This window comes from Chryseobacterium sp. IHB B 17019, from assembly GCF_001456155.1.
GTDB lineage: Bacteria > Bacteroidota > Bacteroidia > Flavobacteriales > Weeksellaceae > Chryseobacterium.
In genome coordinates, this window is sequence record NZ_CP013293.1 from 2,541,476 (window position 1) to 2,560,242 (window position 18,767).

The 18,767-nt window shown below is 36.0% G+C and carries 19 protein-coding genes; 3 read left to right on the top strand and 16 right to left on the bottom strand.

Going from position 1 to position 18,767, the window contains the following annotated elements; genetic code table 11:
• The first annotated feature begins 261 nt into the window (after positions 1-261).
• Both ATE47_RS11750 and ATE47_RS11755 read left to right on the top strand, forming a co-directional pair.
• Positions 262-1,719 (top strand): hypothetical protein, encoded by a 1,458-nt coding sequence (locus ATE47_RS11750; RefSeq protein WP_062162151.1) that lies wholly within the window; start codon positions 262-264, stop codon positions 1,717-1,719.
• Positions 1,720-1,755: 36 nt separating this feature from the next.
• On the top strand, positions 1,756-2,295 hold the full coding sequence (locus tag ATE47_RS11755; RefSeq protein ID WP_062162152.1) for a hypothetical protein: 540 nt from the start codon (positions 1,756-1,758) through the stop codon (positions 2,293-2,295).
• Between the two features lie 198 nt (positions 2,296-2,493).
• On the opposite strand, the gene ATE47_RS11760 is transcribed toward ATE47_RS11755, so the two are convergent.
• The 11 genes from ATE47_RS11760 to ATE47_RS11810 form a co-directional block, all read right to left on the bottom strand.
• On the bottom strand, positions 2,494-3,084 hold the full coding sequence (locus tag ATE47_RS11760; RefSeq protein WP_062162153.1) for a hypothetical protein: 591 nt from the start codon (positions 3,082-3,084) through the stop codon (positions 2,494-2,496).
• 50 nt (positions 3,085-3,134) lie between these two features.
• Entirely contained in the window at positions 3,135-5,519 is a 2,385-nt protein-coding gene (locus tag ATE47_RS11765; protein WP_062162154.1) for a TonB-dependent receptor, read from the bottom strand.
• Positions 5,520-5,733: 214 nt separating this feature from the next.
• Positions 5,734-6,090 (bottom strand): hypothetical protein, encoded by a 357-nt coding sequence (locus ATE47_RS11770; protein ID WP_062162155.1) that lies wholly within the window; start codon positions 6,088-6,090, stop codon positions 5,734-5,736.
• Positions 6,091-6,321: 231 nt separating this feature from the next.
• Positions 6,322-8,256 (bottom strand): ABC-F family ATP-binding cassette domain-containing protein, encoded by a 1,935-nt coding sequence (locus ATE47_RS11775; RefSeq protein WP_062162156.1) that lies wholly within the window; start codon positions 8,254-8,256, stop codon positions 6,322-6,324.
• A 131-nt stretch (positions 8,257-8,387) separates the two neighbouring features.
• Positions 8,388-8,897 carry a hypothetical protein gene (locus ATE47_RS11780; RefSeq protein ID WP_062162157.1) on the bottom strand — a complete coding sequence of 170 codons (510 nt, stop codon included), beginning with the start codon at positions 8,895-8,897 and terminating at the stop codon, positions 8,388-8,390.
• 214 nt (positions 8,898-9,111) lie between these two features.
• Positions 9,112-10,455: a T6SS phospholipase effector Tle1-like catalytic domain-containing protein gene (locus ATE47_RS11785; RefSeq protein WP_062162158.1), complete on the bottom strand. Its 1,344-nt coding sequence runs from the start codon at positions 10,453-10,455 to the stop codon at positions 9,112-9,114.
• Positions 10,456-10,593: 138 nt separating this feature from the next.
• Entirely contained in the window at positions 10,594-11,271 is a 678-nt protein-coding gene (locus ATE47_RS11790; RefSeq protein ID WP_062162159.1) for a response regulator transcription factor, read from the bottom strand.
• Complete coding sequence (locus ATE47_RS11795) at positions 11,240-12,073, bottom strand: sensor histidine kinase (RefSeq protein WP_228376271.1); 834 nt, start codon at positions 12,071-12,073, stop codon at positions 11,240-11,242. The genes ATE47_RS11790 and ATE47_RS11795 overlap by 32 nt, the downstream gene beginning before the upstream one ends.
• On the bottom strand, positions 12,019-12,633 hold the full coding sequence (locus ATE47_RS11800; RefSeq protein WP_062162160.1) for a hypothetical protein: 615 nt from the start codon (positions 12,631-12,633) through the stop codon (positions 12,019-12,021). Before ATE47_RS11800 ends, ATE47_RS11795 begins: the two co-directional genes overlap by 55 nt.
• A gap of 20 nt (positions 12,634-12,653) precedes the next feature.
• Positions 12,654-13,382: a hypothetical protein gene (locus ATE47_RS11805; protein ID WP_062163537.1), complete on the bottom strand. Its 729-nt coding sequence runs from the start codon at positions 13,380-13,382 to the stop codon at positions 12,654-12,656.
• An 80-nt stretch (positions 13,383-13,462) separates the two neighbouring features.
• A complete protein-coding gene (locus ATE47_RS11810) occupies positions 13,463-14,083 on the bottom strand; it encodes a DUF5715 family protein (RefSeq protein ID WP_062162161.1) in 621 nt (206 codons plus the stop codon).
• A 216-nt stretch (positions 14,084-14,299) separates the two neighbouring features.
• Here ATE47_RS11810 and aqpZ point away from each other — a divergent pair, with 216 nt between their 5' ends.
• Positions 14,300-15,034 carry an aquaporin Z gene (gene aqpZ, locus ATE47_RS11815; protein WP_062163538.1) on the top strand — a complete coding sequence of 245 codons (735 nt, stop codon included), beginning with the start codon at positions 14,300-14,302 and terminating at the stop codon, positions 15,032-15,034.
• A gap of 97 nt (positions 15,035-15,131) precedes the next feature.
• Here the strand turns inward: aqpZ and ATE47_RS11820 are convergent, their stop codons facing one another.
• The 5 genes from ATE47_RS11820 to ATE47_RS11840 all read right to left on the bottom strand — a co-directional run bounded on the left by ATE47_RS11820 (position 15,132) and on the right by ATE47_RS11840 (position 18,709).
• The gene (locus tag ATE47_RS11820; protein ID WP_062162162.1) at positions 15,132-15,677 is read right to left on the bottom strand and encodes a hypothetical protein; all 546 of its coding nucleotides are present in this window, start codon (positions 15,675-15,677) and stop codon (positions 15,132-15,134) included.
• Between the two features lie 150 nt (positions 15,678-15,827).
• Positions 15,828-16,808, bottom strand: a complete 981-nt coding sequence (locus tag ATE47_RS11825) for a LuxE/PaaK family acyltransferase (RefSeq protein ID WP_062162163.1) — start codon at positions 16,806-16,808, stop codon at positions 15,828-15,830.
• Between the two features lie 174 nt (positions 16,809-16,982).
• Positions 16,983-17,774 (bottom strand): UDP-2,3-diacylglucosamine diphosphatase, encoded by a 792-nt coding sequence (locus tag ATE47_RS11830; protein ID WP_082632577.1) that lies wholly within the window; start codon positions 17,772-17,774, stop codon positions 16,983-16,985.
• Between the two features lie 18 nt (positions 17,775-17,792).
• Entirely contained in the window at positions 17,793-18,239 is a 447-nt protein-coding gene (gene queD, locus ATE47_RS11835) for a 6-carboxytetrahydropterin synthase QueD (RefSeq protein ID WP_062162164.1), read from the bottom strand.
• An 80-nt stretch (positions 18,240-18,319) separates the two neighbouring features.
• Positions 18,320-18,709 carry an acyl-CoA thioesterase gene (locus tag ATE47_RS11840; protein WP_062163540.1) on the bottom strand — a complete coding sequence of 130 codons (390 nt, stop codon included), beginning with the start codon at positions 18,707-18,709 and terminating at the stop codon, positions 18,320-18,322.
• Between the last annotated feature and the right edge of the window lie 58 nt (positions 18,710-18,767).

The following is an 18,767-nucleotide window of genomic DNA, read 5'->3' on the forward strand; positions in this document are numbered from 1 at the left end:
CAAAAATGTGAAATTAACAAAAAATACATATAAAAAGTTATTTTTTTAATTATTTTTGCCATTATAAAACTATTTTTAAATCAAATAGTTAAAAACTAAGTTTAATATTCACCTAAATTAAATTTAATCCGAAATAAATTAACATATATAATATTTTAAAACACAAATAATAAATATTGTGCTTAGAAAACTAATGCTTAAAACTTCTTAAATGGATAAGGCTTTTTAATTAAAAAAAAACATTAATATAAAGAATAATTTATGACAACAACTACTCGAATTGTAGTATATCCGTGGTGTAAAACCAATTTTGGATTTGCTCTAATTTCGTTCCTACTTCTGATTATTTCACAAAATAGCTTTGCCCAAACCAGGGTAATTGTCAACCCCGGATTAGAATTTGGAGTTGCTGCCGGAACGGTACAACAAACTGATACCAACTTCGGATTTGGAGCAACTTTAGATGCCGGTTTACCAGTCAGTTCACCCTGGTATACTTCGCATCCCACTCAGGCAGGTGCTTGTTCCGTCGGCGTTGTCGGAGCGTGTCACCCTGTTGAAGTCTGGGGAAGTGGTTTTGGTGGAGTTCCTGCTGCACAGGGAACCAATTTTGTTGAACTGAATGCCTATGTAAGTTCCATGATCTATCAGAATATGTATTTGGCCAATGGGGATATCATCAATTTTAGCTTCAGACACAGGGCCAGATTAGATACATCCGAACGTGCTGCCATGGTGATTGAAAATCAAAACCAGGTAAATATAGCTACCGTAAGACAGACTGTGTTACCTTCAAGTACGACAGTTTGGTCTACCAATGCAGGATCTTATACTTTTACGGGAACTTCCGGTGTGTACAGGGTAGGTTTCAGGGCAATTAATACAACCAATCCCGGTGCAGGTAACTTATTGGATGATATCAGAATCACGCTTAATCCTCTTATTGACTTGAAGTTTTCCAACGCTCTGTCGGCTTGTGAAGGATTAAGTGATGGTACTTTATTTCTGAGAGTCAGTGGTGCGGTGACAACTGCAACTACAGTAGCTGTCGAGCTTATCAATCCAAATAATGGTACAGCTTTCGCCTCAGACAGCGATATTACTTTAACAGGTGTTACCAATTCAAGAGGGACACCGGTGGTCACCCATACTCCGGGAAGCAGTATTTATTTAGTAACAATACCTACAGGAAATTATGACGGCGGGGTAACTCCCGGATATTCCAGCCCGAATAATGATGAAGACGGAATTGCAATCAACATTTCTTCTTTAAATGATACGGTTTATGAGCCCAATGAAACCTTTAAATTTGAAATCAAACAACAGGGAACCAATGGCTCAACCAATAATTTTGTTTCAACCTCATCCCCAATTTACGGAGATACTTACTATCCTCAAACCAATAATTATACTATACAAAGATGTGTCTGCTACGATGATGCCAATACAGCAACAGCAGGGATTGACAGCAAGGTAGGTTTTTCTAACCTTCAAAAAATAATCCCAAATGACGGAAGCTGGCCCGCGAGCAGGAAATCTGCCCATATCGTATTAGAATCCAACAATAAAGGTTTTGTCATTTCCAGAATGACGACAGCACAGATAACAGCCATAGTTTCTCCCCAGGAAGGAATGATGGTGTATGATACTATTGCAAAATGTTTAAAAATATACATTGGAACCGAGTGGAGCTGCTTCAGTACCCCAACTTGTCCATAATTATTTTAAAATTTAATCCTGTTTAAAAATTATAAAATGAAAAATATATTAACCATATTATTAATAGGTACAGCAGTATGTTCAAATGCCCAGGTTATCGTAGGGGATGCTGTAGGTACGGCAGCCGTAAAAACCTCTGTTTTACTGGATTTTGCACCCAACGAAAATAAAGGAATCATCTTGCCTTACGTAAGAACATTACCCACTGCACCGGCAGAAGGAACGTTGATTCTTGATGCCACTGATGCTACCAAAGCCCGTGTAAAATATTACAACGGTGCATGGATTGATCTGAGTGGTCAGGATGCTGATGTAAGTGCTGCTTTAGCCACTCAGCCAACGGTTTCACAAATAGCGGAAGGAGCTGGTGAAAAAGTAATCATCGGAGCAGCGTCCAGTGCGGCCAATGGTGTTTTGGTCTTAGAATCTACCACCAAAGCAATGGTGCTTCCCACCGTACAGGATGTTCAGAATATTCCCAGCCCGTCTGCCGGAATGATGGTGTACATCAACAAAGAAGGGGCAAAACGCCTGGCTGTATTCAACGGCAGCAAATGGTCATATTGGAAGCCATAATTAAATAAAACCAAAATAGATATCGGATATATTCTAAAAACATAAAAAACTTGTTCCAAAAACCTCCTGTCCCGGGAGGTTTTATTGTTTCAGAGGCCTTGAGCTTTAATTTAATAAAATAAAAAATAAAAAATAATTAATAAAAAATAAAAAACCACCGAAATATTTCAGTGGTTTTTTCAACAAGATAAAAATATATTAGTTTATAATAGTATAGTTTGCCTGAGCATCGGTTTCACCTCCTACCTGGGTTCCGTAAATCACTCCATTTCCGCTTACCTGAGAATCTTCCGTAACGCTTGACGGCTCATGATAAAGCGTGAAAATCAACTGGCTTGTTGCAGATGGATTTTTAATAGCCTTGTTTACAACCCATTCTGTTTTCAGACCAACACGCTTTCCGTCTGCTCTTGTAGAACTAGGTCCATCTGTTCGGGTTAAAACAATATCAGAATTAGGGAAATTAAAAACTAAAAAATGTTCGTCTTTTGCATCTTCTATTTCTCCTGTAGCATCGTCATTTCCGTTTTTGAACTCTGCAGTAACTTCGTAGGTTTTACCATCCTGTAATTGAATCGGCTGCGCTCCACCGGCTCCCATACTATAATTGTATGTTGCTGTGGTTCCTGCTGCCACATCTTTTACATTGAGAATAATATTCGTAAGATCTTCCTGTGGAATATCATCTTCCTCCGACGAGCCATCTCTCTGACAAGAAACAACAGTAATAGTGATGAATAAAACAGCTAATAATTTGATGATATTTTTAGTATTAAATAATTTGTTCATTTTTTTTAAATTAAGATTGTAAAATTTGTTTTAAAATAATTTTGAATCCTTTAGAATCTGTATCTAAAGTTTAAAATAAAATTTCTTCCTGCCTCATCTGCGAAAAATCTCATACGATTAAGATAATCTCTGTACGAAACGTCAAAAAGATTATTCACGATAAGCCCTGCAGAAAGATTTTTGCTGATGTTGATTCCCGTTTGGATATTCCATAGAGAATAGCCGTTTGGCGGGGTACTAAAATCCACTGTTTTTACCACCTCTTCCCCATTTATATAAATTGGGACGGTAGCATTATAAACAGGAAATCTGTCTTGTTTCAAAAACGTTTGATTTTCTAGCGTAAGATAGAAATGATTCCAGTTTTCTTTACTGAACTGCAATGCGTTGGAAAAATTCGGAGGCATCATTAATATCAACGGAACGTTGTGGGTATCATCCTGTCCGTAAACATAACTTCCCCTTCCTACATACGTAAGATCGTCTGTAAGTTTCCAGTTGACATCCAAATCTACCCCATACATTTTCGCATCAATCTGCTGATACGACCAAACGGGAAAAACGCCCCTGATCGTATTCTGAACTCCTGTAGGAACCTCGTTGATGAAATTTTTAGTCATAAAAAAGTATGGATTCACGGAGATATTCAATCCTTTCAATACATTGAATTTTGTATCGACAGTTAAATTAAACTGATGCCCCTGTTCATTTTTCAAGCCAAGGTCTCCGATTTCAATTACCGCCGCAGAATGGTGCAGGCCGTCTGAAAATAATTCCGCAATATTCGGGGTTCTTCCTACTTTTGCATAATTAAATTTAATATCAAAATTAGCATTCGGACGATATTCCAATCCCGCATTGAATGAAATATTTCCATAGTTCAATTTTGGACGCGTCAAAGTTCTGTTTTCCTTATCTCTTACATAAAACTGAGGATAAGCATCTGCATACAATCTTTCCCAATCGTTTTTATCGTACCATTTGGTCACGTCATATCGGTTAAAATCATATCTTGCGCCTGCTTCTACGTTGAAATTATGCGAAATTTTATATTTAAAAACAGAATAAATTCCTGCTGAATATTTATCATAATTCGGAATCAGACGTCTTGCCTTCGTTGCCGGATCTGAATAATTATTTTGAAAACTCGCATCAATTCCTGTTTCTAAAGACCATTTTCCTCTTTCCAATAAATCATTAATGTTAAACTGGTGAGTCATTAATTCTAAATCCAACGATGGAGTATCAGCCAGATCACCTCTTCTGATGTCATATTCCTGTCTGTGATTGTACTGATAGCTGTATGTTGCAGAAAGCTTTCCAATATTTTCAAACCTTTTGAATGCAGAAACTTTGGCGATATGATGCTCAATAACCTGTCTTGGATTATTAATATCATAACTGAAATTTCCCGTATATACTGGAATACTTGATGTGATTGCATTATAAAAATCTTCATTGTTTCCAACGTGAGAACCTCTATAAATCCCAATATTCTGGTTCGTTAAATAATAATCAAAAGAAATTCCTCTTTCGTAAGTATTATTCTGAACCGTAAAATTAAAGGATGAGAAATCCATTCCCGTATTCATCAGATTATAATCGGGAGCGTGCTGATCGCCCAATTTTTTGATGCTTCCACCGGATTTTACAGCCCACCCGTTTTTCCAGACTTTCGCAATGTCGACATCCACTCCTAAGCCTCTTCCATTAGAAATTCCCGAAAGATTCACAGATCCTTTAATGGTATCTTTTTTAGGAAAAATTTCGGATTCCATTACGACAACTCCGCCAATCGCATCGCTTCCATACTTCAAAGCAGACGCTCCTTTGATAACATCAATATGTTGAAAATTATTAATATCAACATTGGGAGCATGTTCTACTCCCCACTCCTGTTCGGCAAGCTTTACGCCATTATTTAAAATAGCAATTCTGCTTCCGTAAAGCCCATGAATAATGGGTTTTGAAATATTATTTCCTGTTTTTAAAGTAGAAACTCCTGAAATCTTTGATAATAAATTACCAAGGTTATCGGTAGAATTCCTCTCAATTTCAGACTTATCAAGCGTTTTGATTACCAAAGAACCATTGCTTTTGTGGCTTCCATGAATCGTTACCGTTTCAATATCCTGAATGTGATGCTCAAGGGTGATCGTCAAATGCAAATCCTGTGTAACTCCTACATTTTCAGTATAATCATTACAATCAGGATGTTTAGCAATGAGTATATATTTCCCAGCGGGAATTTTATTGAATGAAAATTTACCGTCTTTACCCGTTTTTGAAGAAAATTCTCCAATTTTTACAACTGCATTTTCCAGCATGGTTTTATCGTGAAAATCCTGAACGATCCCTTCTACGGTGTAAGTCCGTTGTGCATTGGTAAATACAAATCCGCAAAGGATAAGCATTAAGCTATATATCAATTTCATTGTTAAATAGATTGATTTGTGTACTTTATAAAGTACATTTTTCGTAAAAATTTGTTGATTGGATTTTTAGACAATTCAATTACATAATGATAGTTGCAATCAAACGTCAAACTATTTTCTAAAACTTATTATTACTAAATGGTTAATTTTTTTCCATTTGAGAAAATATTTAAATCTTAAAAAGTTTAAGCTAAAAATCCGAAAAGTCTAAAAATTATGAAATTGTGGGAGGACCCCGAAGTTGAAAAGTAAATTTGGTTTGAGACCATATTTTTTCCTGAACAGCAAGAATCTGCTCTACTTCATGAGTATAGCTTTCAAAAGAAAAACTGAATTCTTCAGGAACTAAGGTGCTGCCTGTAGCCATGAAATGACAGGCCAGACAGTCTCCCGCTTTTTCCTTAACTGCGTTTTTGGAAATGGTATTTTCTGTTTTTTTAAAGCTGAAGTTTTTAAAAACTTCTTCAGAACTGTGATTATGGAAATTTTGAGAAAACAGCGCAAGAAAATATATCCCAAACAATAATTTGGAGATAAAATTCTTCAGATTTCTGCTTTCTTTAAAAATCATCTGTCAAAATTATGAAAATAATCTTAAGTTTTAGATTAAAGTTTTATTAAAATGCTTTTGAGGAATTGGTAGAAACGATTGTCGTTTTGTTACAATATTTCAAATTATATTTGAGATGCTTCGACAGGCTCAGCATGACAGCGCTAATACTAACTGTTATTATAACCTGCTTTATTAACTGTGTCATGCTGAGCGGAGTCGAAGTATCTTATTTATATTTTTAATCCCAAATTAGCCCAATTGAGAACCCAGATATTCCCATTCCTGCAAAGCAAGCTCTAATTCTTCCTTAGTTTTATTATAGATATCTAAAGTCTCATCAGAAGGATTTTCTTTGGTAAAAGATGATTCAAATTCCTCAATCTTATTTTCAAGCTCGGAAATTTTTTCTTCTACTTTTTTGATTTTATTCTGAATGTTTTTTTGCTCCTTACTTAGAATAACATTAGATTGGTTATTGTTGGCTGCCGGTTTTTCCTCAATCTTAGCCTTAACCTCAACTTTCGGCTCATCGCTGTGAAGTTTCGCTTTCTCAGCTGAAATTTCTCTGATGGTTTCCTTTTGTCTGTATTCCAGATATTCATTGATATCACCCAAGAATTCTTTCATTTTCCCGTCACGGAACTCATAGATTTTATCACAAAGACCCTGAAGGAACTCCCTGTCGTGAGAGATTACAATTAATGTCCCTTCAAATTTCTGAAGAGCCAGCTTGATAATTTCTTTAGACTGGATATCCAAGTGGTTGGTAGGTTCGTCCATGATCAACGTGTTGAACGGACGCAGCAACAATTTACAAAGCGCCAGACGGTTTCTTTCTCCCCCGGAAAGCACTTTTGTCTTTTTCGTAACTGCTTCACCCTGGAAAAGGAAAGATCCTAATAAATCTCTTACTCTTGGTCTCGTTTCTTCGGTTGCGGCATCTTCCGCTTCTTCCAGAACCGTTTTATTTGGTGTTAAAACTTCTTCCTGATTTTGTGCAAAATATCCGATGTTTACGTTGTGCCCAAGATTCCACGAACCTGAATAATCCTGAATATCTCCAGCAAGAATTTTAGCCAGCGTTGTTTTTCCCTGTCCGTTTTGCCCAAGAAGCGCAATTCTGTCACCTCTCTGAACAATGAAATCTACATTATCGAAGATCTGTTTCTGCCCATAAGCTTTACCTAAGTTCTCAGCCTCGAAAATTACTTTTCCGGGAACAACAGACTGCACGAAACGGATATTAAATTTAGAAACATCTTCATTTTCAACCTCAATACGCTCTACTTTTTCAAGCTTTTTGATTAATGACTGTGCAAAAGACGCTTTGGAAGCACTTGCACGGAATTTATTGATCAGCTCTTCAGTATGTTTTATCTCGGCATCCTGGTTCTTTTTTGCCTGAATCAGCTTTTCTTTCCTGTCTTTTCTTAATTCGAGATATTTGGTATAATTGGCTTTATAATCGTCTACTTTTCTATTATTGATATCAAACGTACGGTTGCAGACTGCGGTCATGAACTGTTTGTCGTGACTTACCAAAACGATGGCTCCCGGGTAATCTTTAAGGAAATTTTCCAGCCAGATGATAGATTCCATGTCCAGGTGATTGGTAGGCTCATCGAGAAGCATGATGTCGTTTTTCTGAAGAAGCAGCTTTGCCAGCTCGATTCTCATTCTCCAGCCTCCTGAAAACTCATCGGTGATTTTCTGGAAATCATCAGCTCTGAACCCTAAACCGAACAACACTTTTTCTATGTCGCCTTCCAGATTGTAAGCATCGTGGTTCATTAAGAGATCATTCAGCTCGGTCATTTTATTAATCAAATCAGTGTAAGAATCGCTTTCGTAGTCGGTTCTTACAGCCAACTGATGATTTACTTCCTCAAGTTCATTTTTCCAGGCATTGATCTGTTCAAAAGCCTGCATGGTTTCATCCCAAACCGTTCTTCCCTTCACAAAATCAAGATCCTGCTTCAGGAAACCAATTGTGATATTTCCTTCCGGAACCACGTTTCCTTCGTAGAAATTAATTTCTCCCGAAAGCATTTTTAATAAAGTGGATTTCCCCGCACCATTTTTACCTACCAAACCAATTTTATCATCCTTTTTTATCGTGAAACTCACGTTTTGAAAAAGATAATTTCCTGAATGATGTAACCCTAAACCTTGAACCGAAAGCATGTTGAATAATGATTAATTGTGAATAATGAATTTTCGGGTGCAAAAATACGGAAAAGAAATGAATGAATGGATAATAAGAAAGCTGTCCCTAAAAAAGAACAGCTTTTATTGTATTAAAAACTTATATTATTTTAAAATGTTTTAGGCGTAACCTTCACCTGATCTACGGTGTTGCCTCCTCTCATAAACTCGACCAATTCTATGATTCCGTTGCTTGAAGCTCCGTTGATCACGGTATCGCCGCCGTTGTACATTGCCTGCTGTCCGCCAAACCACCAGTTGTTGCTGGCTCCGCTGTGTCCCTGTGCAAGCGCCACATTGTAGAATGTGCAGACTTTATTTCCGATTTCCAACACTAATGTTCCGATCATTGCGAAATTCAATTCTCCGGGGTCATGATCGAAGGTAGTTCTGTTGGCCGGTACCCTTGCTGAAAACCATTCTGCAACGCTTTTTGAGCCTTTCCTTCCTATTGAAAAGATAAACTTCCCGTCGCTCCCGCAGCTTGCGGTAAATCCCTTGTAGATGTGTCCGTTAGGATCCTGTCCGTCTGTAATGGAAAATTCATTTACGGTGAATGATCCTTTTGATAAATTGTTTGAAGTAACTGCAAAGAAAACTTCATTATCTCTGTATTCCATGACTTGATATTTTGATTATGGTTAATGATTTGTTATTCAGAAGCTTCATTGAATTAACAACCCAAAGTAACGGCAATAAAAACTTTAAACCTACAGTATAAATCACCAAATTAAGATTTAAGTAATTCTACGTAATTGGAAATCAATCGATAACCATAAAAAAGAGCTGCCTTATCAAGACAGCCCTACACCTAAATTTAAAACTGAAAAAGTACTAACATTTATTATAAAAATTCTCTTTAACTAATATTGTACGGTTCCAATTGTCGTTATTCGGAATGTTTGTTCCGTATGCATAATCCACCACAGAATTTTCTACGTGATGTATTTCTGATTTTAATTTTGACTGATTAACACTGAACTGATCATCTGAATTGCTGGGCACGTTCAGTCCGTTATTAATAAATTCTGCATTGGCATCTGACTTTGAATTTCGCAGGATGGCAGGATGATACAAGCCAAAATTTGCTGAAATATGAGTGTAATCCGCCAATTTCTGATAATTATAATTCGGCTTTTGTTCCGGAGAAAGGTTTTTGCAATATTTTTCCAACGCTTTTGAGAGCTCAGCCACATACGGATGTGCATCTCCTTCGATTTTAAAATCAGATTCACTAAAACTGGTTTTAAAAATAGGTTTTTGGGCATTGGTTTCCATCAACATTAACTTTCCATACACTTTCGAAAGCTCGCTGTACACCCAATCTCTCGCCACATAAGCCTGCGAAAAGACATCACCCTGATCTAATTTATAATTTTGCAAAAGGTAATTCCAGATTTTATTTCCTTCAGCATCTTTGGCTGACGTTTTTGCATTTTCCATATAAGAATTAAGATGATCATTCCTCATAAAATTCGGGGAAACATAGACTGATTGCGATCCTTCCAAATATCCACCTCCTACATCTGCATGCGCTCCGGGAACGAAAATTTCTTTCCAGACGGAGGTTTCGGTTTCAGATTTTGTGTCTTCCATTTCTTTAGAGTCATCAAAAATACCTGTAAGAGGAAAAAAATATCTGCATTCATTCACTGCACAAATATGAAGCGCTCTCTCCGTTGCAGGCAAAACCGTCACATTGTAGTCATTGAAAGGTGCAGATTCCACTGTATCAAAAACTCCCAAAAACTTAACTTTGACCGCTCCCCAAGCCGAGTCCGGCTTCAATATTTCGTAACAGAAATTTCTTGCCAACATGGAGCCCCTGCTGAAACCATAAATGTAGAAATGATATTCTTTTGTCTGGTCATACATTTTACTTTTAATAAAAGAAAAAGCCTTTTCCAATTTGTCATCAGAAGAATATCCGCTATATCCGGCAGGATTCTGGCAGGTTGCCATTGCAAAATCGCTGTCTTCCGCTCCTGTTACCGTTCCTATTCCTTCGATATAAATTTTTTCATCACCATTAAATAACTCAAACAGCTTAAAAATGTTTGTGGTATTGCTATAATAACTTTCATTGTTTTTCTGAGGCTTTTTGGGGGATGTGGCGTTCATCCCGTTATTTCCTGTTCCGTCGAAAAAAACTCCGACAGAGATTATATTGTTTTTCATTTCACTTTGTGGTTTTTTTTAAACTTTGTCAAAGATTCAACTTCGACAAAGTGAATGAACTTCCTCAAAGTAACGATGAAAAAAATCCGGATGATAGAGTAAAAAGTACCAAATAAAAAATTCCGTATTTCTACGGAATCAAATTCTTTCTAAGGGATGAATATTGTTGATAATGGCATAAATCACAATTCCAACGGTGTTTTTAGCACCAATTTTCTCAGCAATCCGTTGCCTGTGGCTTTCTACCGTTCTTGGGCTAATGAAAAGCTTTTCAGCGATTTCGTTGTTGGTAAATTCCTGGCAAATAAGCTTTACAACATCTTTTTCACGATCGGAAAGTTCATCGTCCATTTCGAAAAGGGTTCTTTTTTTCGTGGGACTGTTCATGTAGGAAAAAATCATCTGGTGATCTTCCGGCGTGAAGAAAATTCCGTTTTTATAAACCATCGTAATCGCCTCTATAAAAGCCTCTCTATTTGAATTTTTAGGCAAAAATGCAGAAACTCCCAGCTTCACCATATACCCTAAAATTGTAGTTTTGTAGTGCGAAGAAAGGATGATAATCTTAAGATCGGGATACTTTTCCTTGAGTATCTCTACAAGCTCAAAACCGTTCATTGGCTGCATCTGAACGTCTACCAAAGCAATATCCGGAAAATCTTCTCCTGAAGTCTTCTCTAAGGTTTCCAAAAAGCCGGGTCCGTTGTTTGATGTTGAGACGACTGAAATATTCTGTTCGGAGGACAATAACATTTTCACTCCTTCAAGGATCAGCTGTTCATCATCAATTAATGCTATTTTGATTTGGAAATTCATTGTTATATGGAATTTTAATAATTAAACGGCTGCCTTTATTCAATACATTTTTCCATTTGTGCGCCGCGTTCATTGATTTTATTCTGGACTCGATATTTTTGATACCCATTCCTTTTTTTACTTCTTCATATTCAAAACTTTCTCCGTTATCCGAGATTACAACAGCAAGGTTTGTCTTGTTATCTTTAATATAAATCCAGACTCTTGATGCTTCCGAATGCTTGAGAACATTGGTGGTAAATTCCTGAATGATCCTGTACAACTGAACTTCAATGAAAATATCTTTTTTCTGAAATTTCGGGCTTACATTCAATGAAATATTGACTCTTCCTGACAGATTGGCGATCAGCTCTTCGATGTACAACACCAAACCCACAGATTCCAGATTGACAGGATATAATGAATGTGAGATACTTCTTGCAGAATCTATCAATGAACCCATCTGCGTTGAGATATTTTTCTTAATAATATCGTCGCCTTTCGTGTCCAGATTATTCAGCCATAATGAAAGGATATTCAGCCGGTTTCCGATGTCATCATGGATCATTACGGCAATTCTTTTCCTTTCCGATTCCTGGGCTTTAATATTTTCTAAAACAAGCCTTTTCTGATGTAAAACTTCCGCTTCGTGCTGTGCGTTTTTTTCTTTAACAATTCTTAAAATAAAACTTCTGTAGGCAAGCAGAATAAAGGATACAATGATTACCAAAACGACAATCAGTGTAATGAAAAAGCTGATATTTAAGGTTATTTCTTTAATTTTAAAAAGGTATAAATAATTGATAAATAAAGGAATGAGCACAATATATTATTCATACTCCAGATCATATACACCTCATCATTGGAAAACGTTTTCAACTGTTTCAGCATGAAAAATATAAACACAGAAACAGCATAATAAAGGAAAATAAACGCATCAACAAGGATAAACCTGTCCTTATTGGTCTCATTTTTCCTGATTTCCATTAAAAGTGAATAGCCTGTAAAACTGATAACTACTATATTGGAGAATACTTTTTTAAACTCATTGGTTTCTATTTTATTAACAAAGAAAAAATAGCCCACCAGAATAAAAATCGGGATATACCAATATTTGGAGAGGTTTGACTTCCTTATAAACAGGCTTCCCAACAAAAGAAGCTCTCCCGACACATACAGAGGATACAGGAAATCTATACTTTTTAATTTTAAAACATAGATCGAAATTTTAATAGCGGCTTCTATGAAAAAAAGAAAAATGATATAATAAACATACCATTTTTCAATATCTTTCAGGCGTTTAAATTTTAAAAGTCCGATAAGAGCACTGATAAAAAGAAAACCGTTATTAAAATAAAGTATTACTTTAAAAGCATCCTCCATTTAATGAGTATTTTTAAAAATTAAATATTACAAATCGGCGGACAAGGCTGTGACCAGTCGTATGTATTTGAAACTTTTTCAATACTGCCCGTATTTTCAATATCAACATAGAAAGAAATAAAAATCAAAGTAGGTAAAACCCTCTGATATACTTCAGAAAACTTCATCCCGAAAGAGCAGATTATGTTTGTAAGTCCCGGTTTCGACAAGGTAAGGTCCTCTGCGGGCACATAAAATTTCTTGAAAATCCTGTTTCCTGCAAACTCATCACACTCTCTGTAAAACCACGTCATCCCATCATTTCTCCAGGATTCAATAGCTGCTACGGCTTGATCCTGCTCCATCATTGGTGCATTGGAAACCGGAAAATTCATATCAGAGTTATTGTCAATTTTTCTAAGATCTCTAGACAGAACAGCATTTTTTATGAGCGTATAAACCGCAGTTTCCACCAATACCAAGTCCTGCTCCAATTCTTTCAGAAAACTATAAGGGTATTCTTCAGCAGCCACTTTCTGACCTGCAGCGTCTAATGGATAAAGAATAGCCACAAGCTGATCTTCATAAATTCCTATTTCTGCACAGAAACTGCTGTATTTATTTCGTAATTTCAACCAGCCAATCTGGGCAGCATCAAAATTAAAAACGTAATTGGTAGGGATTAGATTTTGAATTGCGGTATAGTTTCCACAACAGTTGATCCACTCTGCAATGGCAACTTCGCACTGCTCTGTATTGAATGTATTCATATTTTCACGGTATTTTAGTCCCATAAAATTATATAAACTAAACTACCTGTGCAAGTATCTCACCGATAATTGAAAATTTGTTAATAATTTCTTACCGTAACATGATAGCAGCTCTGCTGTTTTTCTTTAATGTAATAGATTCTCCCTGCATTGTAATAATATTTGAGGACTTTTTCCAGAGCAGCCTCCATCTTAGGATTATACTTTAAAACATCATTAAAACGGACATAGGAAATATCAAATGAATTGCCGTAATTATGTGAGCTGATTCCCAAAGCTGCATTAGAATTAATTTTTCGTAATCTACACTGATCTTCCAGCGTCCTGGTAATCGAAGAAACCGTGAATGTATGCCCTTTTGTTTCCTTACTGAAACGTGCGCCCATTTTTTCCAGCATCAGTTTTCCCTTGGAAACCATCCATCCTCTGCTGTAATCAAGCTTTTGGACACGATACCCTTTTCCTGACTTTTTTATTTTATGAAATTTCCCGCTGTTAATATATTTCTGAACGGTCTTAGAATCTTTCAGCAGCTTCACTCCGAAACTTTTGGAAGCATCCAGATGTGGCTTGTAAAGAGCAGTTGGCTCAACTTTTAAAACCTCCGTGAGATCATAGCATGGCAGTATTTTTTTTGCCATCTGAGAATAATGAGAAGTATAAATAAAAGACACAAAAATCACAAACAAAAACTTTTTCATTAATGAGGCTTTAGGATTTAAACGAAAAATAATAATTTATGTTATAAAAATCAACTATAATACCAATATTAATAAAATACTTTCTTTGCTAAACATAAACACAATTATTAAATTCACAATCATCCTTCACAACCTGTAGAAATATTTTCACTAATTATATACTTAGTTTGAGATTTTAATTTTAAATTTGGTTAACATTTTAAAATAAACAATATGATAAAAAAACTTTTTGCTGAATTTTTCGGCACATTTTGGCTTGTTTTCGGCGGTTGTGGAAGTGCTATTTTCGCCTCACAGATCGCCCCCTCAGCGAATGGGCAATTGGGAATTCTGTTGATAGGAGTTGCTTTGGCTTTCGGGCTTACTGTCCTTACGATGGCTTATGCCGTGGGACATATTTCGGGAGGACATTTCAACCCTGCTGTTTCCTTCGGGCTGTTGGCAGGAGGAAGATTTCCGGCTAAAGATCTTATCCCTTACATTGTAGCCCAGTGTTTAGGAGCTGTTGTAGCAGCGGGAGCTTTATATGTCATTTTGAGCGGTTCAGGTACTCCGGATTTTTCGGGGCCGGGAGCTTTTGCCACCAATTTTTATGGTGATGCCGTCTATTTTGGGAAAGGCTATTCGATGGGTGCAGCATTTTTGGCGGAATTTTTATTGACAGCTTTCTTCCTGATCATCATCATGGGAGCAACTGACAAGTACGCCAACGGAAAATTTGCCGGAATCGCAATTGGTTTAGCCTTAACATTAATCCATTTAATTTCAATTCCTATTACAAATACTTCTGTGAATCCTGCCAGATCACTTTCACAAGCAGTTTTCGTAGGAGGAAATGCAATGTCGCAGCTTTGGCTGTTCTGGGTAGCACCAATTCTTGGAGGTGTTGTAGGAGGATTAATCTACAAATTTTTACTGCAAAGAGATTCAGATGAAATTGTTGCTGACTAAGCTTCAATAAATAAAAAATAAAATCCTGTCGTTTGACGGGATTTTTTTATGCATAATAATTAGCAATCTTTAAAACTTAAAATGACAAATTAAATGGCTATTTGAATTTTTTAATATCAAAAGGATTTTTAAAAATAAGCTCTTCATGTTTTCCTTTGATTTCCATTTTTCTCTGTAATAAATTCAGGGCCATTTTCCGGATAAAAAGATCTTTGTCATTCAGCTTCCAATAAGGATCTTCATGCACTCTTTTTGGTTTCCTGATCAGGTAAAACTCTGTTTCCCAGGAATCAACATTATGGTAAAATTCAATAATTCCGCAATGTTCGGGAATTACTGAGTGCTCAACCATTCCCATCGGAAGCAAAAAACTAAAGGCATTACAGACATAATCCCCACAGGAAATTTTGTCGTGCTTTAAAAATTTTTCACCTGTATTTATATTTGTGTAGGATTTTTTAAAGTCATTTTTAAAATCGCTTTTTGATAGCTTAATTTCAATTTCATGACTAAATCCGTCAAAATCAATAATCAACAGATCCGCTTCCCAATCTGCCTGAAAGTGGTTGGTCAACACAACTTCCTTCTCAAAATCACATTGAGAATGAATGAATGCGTGAACAAGTTCTTCTATTTTTAACACCTTAAATTTTAAATTTAAATTTTGGATTTTAAATTAACTCTAATTTTAAACGCAAGGATCTCAAAGCTTGTTTTAAAACCCTCTGTATATTTCATTTCACTAAGCAAAGTTCATTAATCATTAAACTTAAAACCTAAAACTCTCCACTCATTAGCTCACCAAAAGGCTGCAGCCGCGAATATCGGAGTGGTCGATTCTTCCTAATACTTGAGATTTATCGCCTGTAATTTTCCCCAAATCCTGCGTTGCAATGAACGAACAGGAATGAATATTTGCCAGATCAATAATGTTTATCGCGCCGGTCCTTCCTTCTTTTTCATAATTAAAAGGATCTTCGGCATTTCTTACCATAATTTTCATCCAATTCGGACATTGATATTCGTTATTTCCTAAAGAATATGCCTGGGAAAGCAATTCCGTCATGGAATATTCTGAATAAATTTTATCAGTTTTAAAACCTTGCTGTAAAATTTTCAACAATTCATCTTTTGTCATTTCTTCTTTTCTGCCTTTCATTCCGCCGGTCTCGATTACTGTGAGAGACTGAGAGAGTGAAAGAGTTTGAGTATTAATGTTACAAAAATCCAAAAAATCCAAAAGCGCAAATGAAACACCGAAGAGAATGACTTTTTTATCTTTTAAAGCATTTAATAATTCAAATAAATCCGAATGATTGTAGAGGAAATATCCGTTTTCAGGTTTGCCCGATTTTTTCATCAGGTAATCTACCATGTAAATTAACGATGAATGTTGTTTTTCCAAATAGCTTGGCAAAAGACCCAGAAAAATATATTCCTCCGGCTTCCCGATAAACTGTTCAAAGCTTTTATAGATGCTTTCCTGATATATGTTTTCATCCGCAATGAAATGTTTAGACAAATTCATCTGTGTCGTTCCGGAACTTTGAAAAAACAGATCAGCAGTTACATTTTTATCCAGGATTTGATGATTTTTGAACATCTCAATTGGCAGAAACGGAATTTTTGTCAGAGTGTCCACTTTGTCCGGATTAATGTTCAGATAATCCACAAAACGCCTGTAGATCTCAACATTTTCGTATTGGTAACGAAATGTTTTTAATGACATGCTCAAAAAGTCCTCTTCTGTCAATATGTCGAATATATTTTCCACTTCAAAAATATTTTAAATTCTTACTATCTCATTTCAAATAAGTTAACAAGAAAAATGCAGTTTTAATTTTTTTTTAATCTTTTAAAACAATCTTTGGTCGAATTCTTGCAATAAGAAATGCGGAATATGGATTAAAAACAAGAGTGAATTTCGGTTCATTCGGAGAATTACCTCTTATGGGGTAATTTTTTTTGTGTTTTCTTCAAACATTTTTAATTCAAAATCATGTTCAAAAACACCATATGTGAAATATGAAATCCAGTCTCCAAGATTGATATATTTTGCTTTTCCTTCCAAATCAAGCACCATCGGCAGGTGGCGATGTCCGTAAATAAAATAGTCTATCTTCTGCGTTTTCAACTTTTCTTTAGAATAAATAATTAAAAATTCTTTATCCTCGCCCAAAAACTCTTTGTCTTCATCGCCGGAAATCATTTTGTTTTTTTGAGACATATACAACGCGATTTTCATGGCAATATCAGGATGCAGCCATTTGAAAAACCACTGAGCAATAGGATTGGTAAAGAGCTTTTTCATCCTTTTATACCCTTTATCTCCGGGCCCTAATCCATCACCATGAGCCAATAGAAACTGCTTTCCACCCATCTCAAAATATTGTTTCTGATAAAAAACCGTACAGCCTATTTCTTCTTCCAAATAGTCTTTCATCCAAAGATCATGGTTCCCTACAAAAAAATAAATATGAATTCCACGATCCTTCAATTCTGCAATTTTCCCTAAAACCCGGACGTATCCTTTGGGAATCACATGCTTCCATTCATGCCAAAAATCAAATAAATCACCCATCAGAAACAAAACCTGTGCATCATGCTTGATCTCATCCATCCAACGGATAAACCGCTCTTCACGCACTTTGCTTTCCTTCGGATTGGGCGCACCGAAGTGCTGATCTGAAGCGAAGTACACTTTTTTTCCGGATTCTAAATTGATGATCGTTTTTAACACCGTCTGAGTTTTCTAAAATTATTGATTATCTTCTGCAAACCATTCTCCATAAGAGTTTTCGGTTTCGTGAAGTTTAAGGTAAGCTAAAGAAATTCCTTCCGGAAGCCTTGATTTTATTTTTGCTGCGATGGCGTATAACATATTTTCGCAGGTCGGCTGAAAAGTACAATAAATCACTTTATGACCTTTCTGCTCAAGATCTTCACCCAAATCCTTATGAGGAGAAAGCGCATTGACCAAAACTGCATGGTCCCAAACATCTACAATCTCAGATTTTACGATCGTTTTAATATCACCAAAATCCACCACCATCCCATTTTTAGGATTTTCCAAATCATTGACAGGTTTTCCCTTCACCGTCACAAACAGCTTGTAAGAATGCCCGTGCATATTTTTACATTTTCCATCATAATTATACAGCACATGAGCCGTCTCGAATGTAAAAATTTTTGTAATACGTATCATGTTGCAAAGATAAGGAATCCGATCTTTTGATTAAATTATTAATTAAAAGATTTGGAAAGTGAGATTAATCAGAAAGGAATTTAAAAATTAAGTTTCTCCAGCCAGTCACTTTCCAGCCTTTTAATTTTCTGTGTTTCTTTATCCACCAAAACCCAAAGTGTAAGCGAATCTACCACAAGCTGATCCTTACAGTAAAACTCAACTTTTCTGGGCTGCCGAATTCCTTCAGGAGTTTTCGGATATGTTTTTATCGTGATGGTATCTCCTAAGTACACCTGCTTTTTGTATTGAATATGATGATCCAGAAGCATCCAAATGTCATTGGGATAATCGGTAGTATGCTTTACAGAATTCCAATGTTCCACAGCAATTTCTTCCACCCAATGTACATATTGAACGTTATTTACGTGATTATTCTGATCGATATGCTTTTCTGTTACTTGTAATTCTTTTTCGTAAATCAAACTCATATCCAAAGATAGGGACTTTTTAAATTTTCTTTTTCCAATTACCGTTATTTTAACATGA